This is a genomic window from Bacteroides sp. ET225 (assembly GCF_024733745.1).
Taxonomy (GTDB): Bacteria; Bacteroidota; Bacteroidia; order Bacteroidales; family Bacteroidaceae; genus Phocaeicola; species Phocaeicola excrementipullorum.
Map to the genome: position 1 here is coordinate 22,220 of NZ_JANRHN010000037.1, position 10,998 is coordinate 33,217.

Genomic DNA, 10,998 nt, shown 5'->3' on the forward strand with positions numbered 1-10,998 from the left:
TTTGCATCAGTCTAACATTAAAACAGAAGCTATGTATCCTTTGAAGTTTAAACCAATCTTAAAATCCACTATCTGGGGAGGCAACAAGATCATTCCGTTCAAACATCTGGACTGCCGGCAGGAGCAGGTCGGCGAAAGCTGGGAGATTTCAGACGTGAAAGGCGACGAGTCAATCGTGGCCAACGGAGCTGACGCAGGAAAGAACCTGACGCAGCTGATGAATGAATATAAGGAAAAACTGGTGGGGAAAGAAAACTACGAACGTTTTCACGGGGAATTTCCATTGCTCATCAAATTCATCGACGCGCAGCAGGACCTTTCGATCCAGGTTCATCCGGATGACGAACTCGCGATGAAACGCCACAACTCAAGAGGAAAAACGGAAATGTGGTATGTAATCGGAACGGCGGAGGGAGCACACCTGCGCTCGGGACTCTCTCAAAAGATTACGCCCGAAGAATATGCCCGGCGCATTGCCGACAATACGATCTGCGACGTGCTGGCTGACTACCAGATTCATGCCGGCGACGTGTTTTTCCTTCCTGCCGGACGCATCCACAGCATCGGAGCGGGATCGTTCATCGCTGAAATCCAGGAAACGTCCAACATCACCTACCGCATCTACGACTTCAACCGGAAGGACAAAAACGGAAACACGCGCGAACTGCACACGGAACTCTCGAAAGATGCCATCGACTATACGGTGCACGAAGACTACCGCACGCACTATACTCCGAAACAGAATGAAGGAGTGGAACTCGTGAAATGCCGGCACTTCACCACTTCGGTGTATGACCTGACAGAACCGATGACCGTCGACTACAGCGAACTCGACTCGTTCGTCATCTACATCTGCATGGAAGGTTCCTGCAAAGTCACCGACAACGAAGGAAACGAACTGCAGCTGCGCGCCGGCGAATCAGTGCTTTTCCCAGCCACTGCCCAAACAATCGACATCGCTCCGGAAGGAAGCGTGAAGTTCCTTGAAACATACGTCTGAACAAACCGTCAGGCAAATCATACAGCAAGGCACAAAGCCACGGCGAAACGCTGCGTCTTTGTGCCTTGCACTTAAAATCTTATCCCGGCACGCCTTCCTTGTCCGGGCGTTTGCTCAGAACTTATACCCTACGGTAAAATAGAAAGCCAGGTTGCGCGTCTTGCTGTCGGGCATCACCTTGCACAGCCCGAACTCGCCGTCAAGCCCTACATTCCAGTGGGCGAAGTCGAGAGCCACACCAGCCTGCAAGCCGGCATCAAAGCGGTTCGCTCCTTCTCTGGTTACGCCAGTCGGCAAGGTTGAATCTCCAAACGAATCCCACGAAACGGTCAGGTCTTCCATCTCAACGTCGTTCTTCCCTTTGACACCGTATGCCAGATATCCTCCGGCCGAGAACACCATATCGAAATTGGCAGGCGTTCCCACATGGAATGCGGCAAGCAGAGGCATCTGGAAATAATTCAGGTTGCAGTGCGCGTCATACCTCGTTCCATTGTCATGAAAGTCATAAGCTATGCCTTTAGACTCCCACATCAAGCCGGTCTGGAAAGACACCAGACCTGTCATCGGTATGTCAATGCCTACACCCACCTTCTGATTGAACAAAGGCGACGATCCGCTGGCATCCTTTCCCATCCAGGTGCTCATACCCAGTCCGAGCTTCATGCTCCAGCCCACTTTTGTCTGCGCCCCTGCCGTCAGAACCATGCAGAAGCACAATAAAGCAAAAAATATACGCTTCATAATCTTAAGGTTTAAAATTCATAATCAATGCCGATGGAAATGTTCTCTCCGTCCACCGTCACGCCGAAGCCGTCTTCGCCCATGCTTCTGTAGTAGTCCTTACGGTAGCCGGCAAATCCGACCTTCGTAATGAAGCTGAAGCTGTCGTTCAGCTTGATGGCAAGTCCCGGCTTGAATCCGATTTCAAAGCCGTTGTCCCTGTTCCCGTCTTTCACCTTGGTGGTAGAAATACCCACGCCCATATCGATGAAAAGGCGGACAACCTTGTTTTCGTAATACGAATAGCGCGCGTAGGGAGCGATGGCAAAAGACCTCGTCTGCGGAGAATTGTCCCCTTTTCCGTTGATCGCTATTCCCAGCTCGCCTCCCACGGCCCAGCGCTCGCTCAAGTTATATCCGAAATCGGGAGCGATGGAGAACGAGGTCCTGTCAGCTTCCGTATTTCTCCAAAGGCTGATTCCTCCTCCCAAATACATTTCCTGCGCCTGGGCTGACACAAAGCCCAGCACGGCTGCAATTACCAAAAGAAACTTTTTCATAATTTTCTGATTTTAGTTTTTATACTGTTTGAAAATAATACATCCGGACAGAAACGGGCTCACTTGCCGTTTTTATGCCGGTTAGCCCTGCGGCGCCGGTATTCCGCCTTCATCTTTGCCGCGCCCGAACCATGCTGGCCGGTAATATACGCTTTCTTTTTCGCTTTCGTCTTCACCTTTTCTTCCTTCCCCTTTCCGGACGGCGATTTTCCTCCTCTGAAAACGATGCCATCTGTAAGAACCTTTTCAATATCCATAAATCAATCATTTAAAATAAACAATGCTGACATTTTCGGCTTCCGCAAACTCTTTCAAAAGGCCTGTCATATAGTTCACCGAGTCTTCAAGGCCTTCACTTCCACTGTAGGCGTTCATGATGGCAAGCAGCCGGGACGTTTGCAGGCTGATTTTAGTCCGCTCGTTGTCGCTTGTAGGCGTACCGACCCCTCCGGCAGCATCCCGGTATACAGGCATCCCCTCGATGTTCAGTTCGCCGCGCCCGATACCCTCGTAAGGCTCTCCCGCCTTTCCGATTCCCAGCACCAGACGGTCGCCTTGAATCTTGTCGCGGTCGAACCCGCCAATCGAATGTCCGCTATAAATAGACGCCAGATTGATCAGATCGACAAGCGTATCAATCTGATACAAAGGTATCCCGCGCAAGATGCGGCGGCACAGCGCCTCAGACGAAGGCCGGTAACGGCTGGGGTCCTTGCCGCATTTCTTGTAAGCCTGGCGGGTGGCCTGTATGGCAGGAATCAGCTTGATCGAATCCGTCGTATACCGCTGCCGGTAAAGCTCGGTAAACTCCCCTATCCGCTTCCACAGCTCTTCGCTATAGGCCGAATTCTTTACCGAAGCAAACACCGCCGCCCCGCAGAACCGGGGCCATGCCTGCCTCAATTCATCAGAAACTTCTATCTTCAAATCATTCATAATCATCTGTTATCTGAGAACAAAAGTAGCGATTTATCCTGCACATTCAAACCTTTACGTCCATTTTTGACAATAAATGCGAGAAAAAGCCGCAATTTGCATCCCGCACGGAAAGGCTGGTTCCGAAGAAGGCGGACAATAGGCCGGTGCAGAATCGGCTTTCATATCCCAACTGATTCCAGCCGGTCCACCCATTACACTTCAAATGCAAAGGCTCTTAAAAATCGCAACTTGATGAAGATTTATAGCATACAGGCCGCATTCAATGAAAAATAATGAGTAACTTTAGAACCCGTTTCAATTAGGCAGAAGCCTCTTATAAGGGTGCATCAAAAGGCAATGTCATGCACGAAGTGAAACATCTCACATGCATCAGCCTATGTTTCCGAGCCTTTCGCTTTGCCCAAGATGACAAAATGAAGGCTGGTTTATGTTTCGATACCCCCTTATGCAAGAATCGGCCAAAAGAAGTTTAACATTCAGATTGATATGGAAACAGAAAAAATGAAAATGAAGGCGGGCAAGCTCTACGATGCCAACTATGACCCGGAACTGCTGGCTGAAAGGGCTGCTTGCGCCGACCTTACCTACGAGCTGAACCAGTTGCGCCCGTCAAAAGCAGAAGAACGCGACGCGTTGGTAAGGCGTATTCTGGGAAAGGTGAATGGCAGCTGCACCATCGTATCTCCTTTCTTCTGCGATTATGGCTACAACATCGAGGTGGGCGAAAACTTCTTCGCCAACATGAACTGCGTGATTCTGGACGAAGCCGAGGTGAAGTTCGGCGACAATGTATTTGTCGCTCCCAACTGCGGCTTCTATACGGCCGGACATCCGCTTGACTCAGAACGCAGAAACAAAGGGCTGGAATATGCACGCCCTATCACGGTCGGCAACGATGTATGGATTGGCGCCGGAGTCAGTGTCCTGCCGGGAGTGACCATCGGCGACGGAGCTGTGATAGGTGCCGGCAGCGTAGTGAACAAAGATATTCCTGCCGGGGTATTGGCCGCCGGAAATCCGTGCAGGGTGATACGTGAGATTACAGAGAAAGACAAGGAACGATACATCTGACAAAGCAAAACAGATGGACGAGAAAGATTACTCTTTCCTTGTCGGATTGCCGGGAAAGGAAAACATCACACAAGCAAGCAGCTGTTGAGTTTATACCCAATCTGCGTTAATCTGCGGAAATCTGCGTTTCGAATAATCGGTTTGAATCCCAGCGAATTTAGGCGGCAATGCAGAACGTATGTTCCACACTGTGGAATCTGTAAACCGCATTGTGGAATGTATGTTTCACGATGCGGTTTACAGATTCCGGCAGCAGGCCGCGACAAATCCATGCCGGAAGTTTGCACTTCGGCAATTATTTCCTAGCTTTAAAACCTGTTTGAACTTTCTATCAAGACCGAAATGAAAAAGCCCGACAACTACACTCCCTACAAGGATAACTACTCAGAATCCGAACTGTGGAACAAGATCAAGAAGACGGCAAAGAAAGCCGGAGCAAAAGCGATATATGCCGTCCTGTGCTTCCATCCGGCATACTGCCGGCCGATTATCTCAGCAGCATGATGCCCGAAAGGATACGGCCGGAACGGATTCCCAGACGGCGGGCTGAAAAGAAGTCGGCCGGAGCATTGTAGGTGCAGATGCCGGAGAGTTCGACATTTTCCGGCAGGACTCCGGAGTCAAGCAACTGCATCCGGTTGGCTTCCCACAAGTCGATGTGCCATTTGCCGCGGCGGAAAGCGATCCGGTCCATTCTGAATCCGGCACTCCGGAACGCCTCATAAACCTCATCGCCCACTTCAAAGGCATCCGGCGAAATGCTCGGACCGATGCAGGCCGCAACGTCCTGCCCTCTCGTTCCGTAAGCGTCAGCCATCACACGCAGTGTTTTTGCCGCAATCCCGGCCACGGTTCCGCGCCAGCCAGCATGAGCCGCTGCCACAATCTTCAGGCGAGCATCGAAAAACAGTATGGGAACGCAGTCGGCGGTAGAGATACAAAGGCACACCTCCGGAAGGCTGCTCACCAGCGCGTCAACTCCTTCAAGCAAAACCGCCCGCTCCGATTCATCTTCAAGCAGGAAGCTCTCGTCTATGCAACGGACCTCCGTGCGATGCACCTGATGAGGGATAACCAGACACTTGGGACGCACCGGCATCAGCGAACAAAGCAGCCCGCGATTCTGCGCTACCGATGTTTCAGAATCGCCGCAACAGGCGTTGCAGTTGAACGAAGCGTAGTTTCCCCCACTGTATCCGCCATGGCGTGTAGTAGAGAAACAAAAAATGTCGGAATGCAGCCCGTTCAAGCCATATTCCAACATCCTTCTATCTTTAACAAACTGATATTCCATTACTTTTCAGGTTCGTCTTCCCAGTCCTCTTCTTCATATTCATACTCGAAATCATCCGGATCGTCATCCTCATACACATAATCAAAGTCTTCGTCCTCACCCAGATCCTTCAGTTCCTCCTGAAGCTTTGTCAAGTCCTTCGGGCGATGGACAATCGCTTCGTGGCGCACGGCTTCCAGACGGTTGCTTTCCTTGTTCAGCTCGTTCCACAACAGGTCTTTCAACTGAGCGATTCCTGTCCCGGCCACAGCCGAGATGAATACATAAGGAACACCTTCGGGCAAAGTCGGCTCCAGCATTCCGACAAGTTCGTCATCCAGCAAGTCACACTTCGTGATTGCCAGCACACGCTGCTTGTCGAGCATTTCCGGATTGAACGTAGCCACCTCGTTGAGCAGGATTTCATATTCCTTGCGGATGTCATCCGTATCGCCCGGCACCATGAACAGCAGCAGCGAGTTGCGTTCGATGTGGCGCAGGAAACGCAGTCCCAGTCCCTTTCCTTCGCTTGCTCCTTCGATGATTCCCGGAATGTCCGCCATCACAAACGACTTGCCGTCATGATATGACACGATGCCCAGATTCGGTTCAAGCGTAGTGAACGGATAGTTGGCTATTTTCGGACGGGCGGCAGAAACGGCAGAAAGCAGCGTAGACTTTCCGGCATTCGGAAAACCTACCAGACCGACATCGGCCAGCAGCTTCAGTTCGAGAATCACCATCATTTCCTGCATCGGCTCTCCCGGCTGGGCAAAGCGCGGCGCCTGCCTTGTGGCCGTACGGAAATGCCAGTTTCCCAGACCTCCGCGACCGCCTTTCAGGAGAATGACTTCCTGTCCGTGTTCGGTGATGTCGCACACATATTCGCCGGTTTCCGCATTGTACACAACGGTTCCGCACGGCACCTCTATCACCTTGTCCTCACCGTCCTTTCCGGTACTCCGGCTTTTAGAACCGTTTCCGCCGTGTCCGGCAAACACATGACGCTCGTACTTCAGGTGAAGCAGTGTCCAGTAGTTGCGGTTTCCCCGCAAAATCACATGACCTCCTCTACCACCGTCGCCACCGTCAGGTCCTCCGTTTGGCATATATTTTTCACGGCGCAAATGTGCCGAGCCGCGTCCTCCTTTTCCGGAGCGGCAGTAGATTTTTACATAATCAACAAAATTCGATTCAGCCATAATCTTTTTTCAGTTACGAGTGACGAGCCAACGAGGTGACAAAGCTTATCCGGCCTTTTGTCACCCCGCACTTTGCCAACCCGTCAACTTCAATTTAAATATTTTCAATAGCCTTGCAGATATCGGCAAAGATACCGTCCATCGTGCCCAGTCCATTGATGTGGCGGTAAGTTCCGCCTTTCTTGTACCAGTCGATCAGCGGAGCCGTCTGCGAATGATAAACCACCAGGCGTTTCTTGATTGTTTCTTCGTTGTCGTCGGCACGGCCAGACTCCTGTCCGCGCTTGATAAGGCGCGTCATCAGCTCGTCTTCCGGAACTTCCAGGTCGAGCATCACAGACACTTCCTGTCCGCGTTCTTTCAGCATCGCCTTCAGCGCATCTGCCTGAGCGATTGTACGGGGGAATCCGTCGAATATCACGCCTTTGCTGTCTTTCAGGCTGTCAAACACACTTGCCAGAATATCAATCATCAGTGCGTCGGGAATCAGCTGTCCGTTGTCGATATAGCCTTTTGCAGTCTTGCCGAGTTCAGTTCCGTTCTTGATTTCCGCACGCAGCACATCACCTGTAGAAATATGGTTCAGCCCATATTTTTCCACGATACGCGCACTCTGAGTGCCTTTGCCGGAACCCGGTGCGCCAAAAATTACAATGTTCAACATCTTTTTTACCTTTTTGTTATGTTATTATTACTGTTTCAGTCGATTACCGTATAAATGTCGCGGTAGTTACGTCCCAGTCCGTCATAGTCAAGTCCGTATCCCACGATGAAGTCGTTGGGAATCTTCATCGCCACATAGTCGAGGTTCAGCTCCACCTCCAGTTTGTCCGGCTTCACCAGCAGCGTAGCCACGCGGATGTCTTTCGGTCCGCGCCCCTTCAGCGTTTCGATGAGCCGCTTCATTGTCAGTCCCGTATCCACGATATCTTCCACAATCACCACCGTGCGTCCGGAAATGTCTTCATTCAGACCGACAAGTTCCTTCACTTTTCCCGTCGACGATGTGCCCGCATAGGAAGCAAGCTTTACGAACGATACCTCACAAGGTATATCCAGACACTTCATCAAATCGGCCGTAAACATGAAAGAACCGTTCAGCACACTCACAAACAGCGGATTCTCACCCTCAAGGTCGCGGCTGATTTCACTTGCAACTCTATGCACTTCACGCAATATGTCCGCCTCAGGAATGAATGTTCTGAAACGCTTGTCTTTTATCTGAATTTCTTTCATACACATTGACTGATTTTAAAATTGCCGCAAATTTACAGATTTTCCGACAAACCATTGCACGAGTCAGTAAGGTTTTAAACATATTTTCAACAGAACATATACTTCGTCTACCGCTTTTTTCGTACTTTTACCGACAAAATACGCCGCAGAGAACACAGAGCATCACTGACGTTTCATGTATCCTGTGCCCGCTGCCGGAAGAATTTCACTTTTATGCATGATTAATTAGCTAACGACATGAAAATCTTAACTTGCGCACAACAGAAAGAGGCTGATGCCTATACTATTGCCAACGAACCCATATCCTCCATCGAACTGATGGAAAGAGCCGCCGCTGCCATGACGCGGATCATCTGCTCACGCTGGGACACGTCCCACCGGATGATCGTGATAGCAGGAGCAGGCAACAACGGAGGCGACGCGCTGGCCATCGCGCGGCTTCTCGCCGACAAAGGATATTCCGTGAATGTGATTTTCTTCAACGTCACAGGAAAAATATCCGAAGAATGTCTTGCCAACGTGCGGAGGCTCGACGAAACGGCGATAGAAAGCTATACGGAAGTCACTAAAGAACTGACCATCCCGGCAATCAAGCCTACGGATGTCATCATCGACGGACTGTTCGGCTCGGGACTCGACAGACCGCTCGAAAAAGGATTCGCCAAGGTTGTGCAGATGCTGAACAGTTCGCCGGCACCCATCGTTTCCATCGACATTCCTTCGGGAATGATGGGAGAAAACAACTCTACGCTGAACCGCCCGAACATCATCCATGCAACGCTGACTCTCAGCGTACAGCTGCCCAAACTGGCGTTTCTGTTTGCCGAAAATGCCGACCTCGTAGGCGAATGGGTGCTGGTAGACATAGGCATCAGCAAGGATTTTCTTGAAAGAACTTCCACTCCCTACTCCATCGCAGAGGCTGAAGAAATAAGAAGCATCATCAAACCGCGCAAGAAATTCGACCACAAGGGCATGTTCGGGCACGGACTGCTCATTGCCGGCTCATACGGCATGGGAGGGGCAGCGGTGCTTTCGGCACAAGCCTGCCTGCGCTCCGGAATCGGACTGCTTACCGTACACACTCCGGTATGCAACCACGCGCTGCTTCAGGCTGCCGTTCCCGAAGCCATGACGGAAGACGATGTGCACGAGCATATCTTCGCCTCAGAAACAGACCTTGACGCATATCAGGCCGTGGCCGTCGGTCCGGGACTCGGACAGGACGATCTGACAGCCGAAGCGCTTTACGCACAAATCAAGAACTGCTATATGCCGATGATTGTCGACGCAGACGCGCTGAACCTGCTGGCCAGAAACAGCAGCAACCTGTCGAACCTGCCTGCCGACTCCATCCTCACGCCTCATCCCAAAGAGCTCGAACGCATTGTCGGACGCTGCTCCAATTCATACGAACGTCTGACAAAAGCCAAAGAACTGGCGAGCTACCTGCGCTGCTACATCGTGCTGAAAGGAGCATGGACGGCTGTCATCTCGCCTAACGGAAGCGTCAGCTTCAACCCGACAGGAAATCCGGGAATGGCGACGGGAGGAAGCGGCGACGTGCTGACGGGCATCCTGCTTGCACTGCTCTCGCAAGGCTACAACTCGTCGGATGCCTGCCGCCTCGGAGTTTATGTGCACGGACTGGCGGGCGACATTGCCTGCCGGCGCATGGGAGAAATCAGCATGACAGCCGGCGATATCATCGCCGCACTTCCTGAAGCCTGGAAACAATTGTCTGACAAAAACAACGTAAACCCTGAATAATATGAAAAAAGCCATTATCGCACTTGCACTGCTGGCATCTGCCGGCATACAGGCACAAGACATCTACACACCGGGCGAAGGTGAAGGTATCATTTATTTTCTCCCGAAAACACAGATAGTGGTAGACATTATCGCCACGCGCGTTGACTACAAGCCGGGAGAATTCGGGCTTTATGCCAACCGCTACCTGCGGCTGAACAATGTCAGCACCCGTCCGGAAACGCATTGGGAAATCAAAGACATCCAGGTGCGCACCGCCGGAATCCCGGATTCAACCAAGGCTTACATCATGAAGCTGAAAGACAAAAGTCTGGAATCAAATATCGAACTGACAGACCAAGGGATTGCAAAAGCTATCAACACCACTTCCAGCTATAAGGAGGAACAGCCGGAATACAAGCTCCAGATTCCGCAGAAGCATGAGAATGCACACCAGTATATGACGGAAGACATTCTGCTGGCAGGCTCTTCGGCTAAGATGGCAGAGCTTACGGCCCGCGAAATCTATAACATACGCGAGAGCAAAAACGCCATCCTGCGCGGACAGGCCGACACAATGCCGAAAGACGGAGCCTCTCTGAAACTGATCATCAGCCAGCTCGACAAGCAGGAACGCGCGCTGACCGAAAGCTTCACCGGAGTGACAGACCGCACGGACAAAGTGTTTACATTCACGGTCAATCCGGAAGACAAAATGAGCGACAAGGTTTTTGCCCGCTTCTCTTCCAGACTGGGCGTTCTGCAAGCAGACAATCTGGCCGGAGATCCCATCAGCATCAGCATAAGCAACTCGTCATCGCTTCCGGCACCGGTAGAAGACGGGAAGAAAAAGAAGAAAATCGACGGTGTGATCTACAATATCCCCGGCAAAGGCAAAGTGAGCGTTTCTTTCCAGGGAAAGACAAAATGGGAGAACGAACTCCAGATAACGCAGTTCGGCTACACGGAAGTGCTGGTAGACGGACTGTTTGACAAGAAAGTGAACACGCGCGTGGTCTTCAATCCGGTTACGGGCGGTGTGATCAAGATTGACAAAGACTGAAATTCATCCAGACAACAAATGCAACAGAAAAGGCTGTGTCAAAACAGGAAATGACTGTCAAAAAGCAAATGACAGCTGATTTTCATTTTGACACAGCCTCTGTTTTTATGACTTTACAACGCTTTCAGCCAGGCAGAAAAACGCGCACCGGCAAGCACCGACACTCTCCTTTCAGGCTTCTT

13 protein-coding genes are annotated in these 10,998 nt (G+C 51.2%); 5 read left to right on the forward strand and 8 right to left on the reverse strand.

From position 1 onward, the window contains the following. Positions 1–31: 31 nt before the first annotated feature. Entirely contained in the window at positions 32–1,000 is a 969-nt protein-coding gene (locus NW212_RS12935; protein ID WP_258339056.1) for a type I phosphomannose isomerase catalytic subunit, read from the forward strand. A 114-nt stretch (positions 1,001–1,114) separates the two neighbouring features. Here NW212_RS12935 and NW212_RS12940 read toward each other — a convergent pair whose 3' ends face one another. The 4 genes from NW212_RS12940 to NW212_RS12955 are packed head-to-tail and all read right to left on the reverse strand — an operon-like array spanning position 1,115 to position 3,210. Next, positions 1,115–1,744 (reverse strand): porin family protein, encoded by a 630-nt coding sequence (locus NW212_RS12940; protein WP_258339057.1) that lies wholly within the window; start codon positions 1,742–1,744, stop codon positions 1,115–1,117. A gap of 11 nt (positions 1,745–1,755) precedes the next feature. Continuing rightward, positions 1,756–2,283 (reverse strand): porin family protein, encoded by a 528-nt coding sequence (locus NW212_RS12945; RefSeq protein ID WP_258339058.1) that lies wholly within the window; start codon positions 2,281–2,283, stop codon positions 1,756–1,758. 59 nt (positions 2,284–2,342) lie between these two features. Further along, positions 2,343–2,540 carry a hypothetical protein gene (locus NW212_RS12950; RefSeq protein WP_258339059.1) on the reverse strand — a complete coding sequence of 66 codons (198 nt, stop codon included), beginning with the start codon at positions 2,538–2,540 and terminating at the stop codon, positions 2,343–2,345. A 7-nt stretch (positions 2,541–2,547) separates the two neighbouring features. Continuing rightward, positions 2,548–3,210 carry a B3/4 domain-containing protein gene (locus tag NW212_RS12955; RefSeq protein ID WP_258339068.1) on the reverse strand — a complete coding sequence of 221 codons (663 nt, stop codon included), beginning with the start codon at positions 3,208–3,210 and terminating at the stop codon, positions 2,548–2,550. Between the two features lie 498 nt (positions 3,211–3,708). Between NW212_RS12955 and NW212_RS12960 the strand changes: the two genes are divergently transcribed. Both NW212_RS12960 and NW212_RS12965 read left to right on the forward strand, forming a co-directional pair. Further along, positions 3,709–4,293, forward strand: coding sequence for a sugar O-acetyltransferase (locus NW212_RS12960; RefSeq protein ID WP_258339060.1), 585 nt, complete (start codon positions 3,709–3,711; stop codon positions 4,291–4,293). Positions 4,294–4,635: 342 nt separating this feature from the next. Next, the gene (locus tag NW212_RS12965; protein WP_258339061.1) at positions 4,636–4,797 is read left to right on the forward strand and encodes a hypothetical protein; all 162 of its coding nucleotides are present in this window, start codon (positions 4,636–4,638) and stop codon (positions 4,795–4,797) included. On the opposite strand, the gene pgeF is transcribed toward NW212_RS12965, so the two are convergent. The 4 genes from pgeF to hpt all read right to left on the reverse strand — a co-directional run bounded on the left by pgeF (position 4,781) and on the right by hpt (position 8,004). Next, the gene (pgeF, locus tag NW212_RS12970) at positions 4,781–5,557 is read right to left on the reverse strand and encodes a peptidoglycan editing factor PgeF (protein WP_375337995.1); all 777 of its coding nucleotides are present in this window, start codon (positions 5,555–5,557) and stop codon (positions 4,781–4,783) included. The genes NW212_RS12965 and pgeF overlap by 17 nt on opposite strands. A gap of 29 nt (positions 5,558–5,586) precedes the next feature. After that, positions 5,587–6,768 carry a GTPase ObgE gene (gene obgE, locus NW212_RS12975; protein WP_258339063.1) on the reverse strand — a complete coding sequence of 394 codons (1,182 nt, stop codon included), beginning with the start codon at positions 6,766–6,768 and terminating at the stop codon, positions 5,587–5,589. A 94-nt stretch (positions 6,769–6,862) separates the two neighbouring features. Beyond that, positions 6,863–7,432 carry an adenylate kinase gene (locus tag NW212_RS12980; protein ID WP_258339064.1) on the reverse strand — a complete coding sequence of 190 codons (570 nt, stop codon included), beginning with the start codon at positions 7,430–7,432 and terminating at the stop codon, positions 6,863–6,865. A 35-nt stretch (positions 7,433–7,467) separates the two neighbouring features. Further along, positions 7,468–8,004 (reverse strand): hypoxanthine phosphoribosyltransferase, encoded by a 537-nt coding sequence (gene hpt, locus NW212_RS12985; RefSeq protein WP_258339065.1) that lies wholly within the window; start codon positions 8,002–8,004, stop codon positions 7,468–7,470. A 237-nt stretch (positions 8,005–8,241) separates the two neighbouring features. Here hpt and NW212_RS12990 point away from each other — a divergent pair, with 237 nt between their 5' ends. Further along, positions 8,242–9,774, forward strand: coding sequence for an NAD(P)H-hydrate dehydratase (locus NW212_RS12990; protein ID WP_258339066.1), 1,533 nt, complete (start codon positions 8,242–8,244; stop codon positions 9,772–9,774). A 1-nt stretch (position 9,775) separates the two neighbouring features. Further along, positions 9,776–10,816: a DUF4831 family protein gene (locus tag NW212_RS12995; protein ID WP_258339067.1), complete on the forward strand. Its 1,041-nt coding sequence runs from the start codon at positions 9,776–9,778 to the stop codon at positions 10,814–10,816. Positions 10,817–10,998 lie beyond the last annotated feature (182 nt).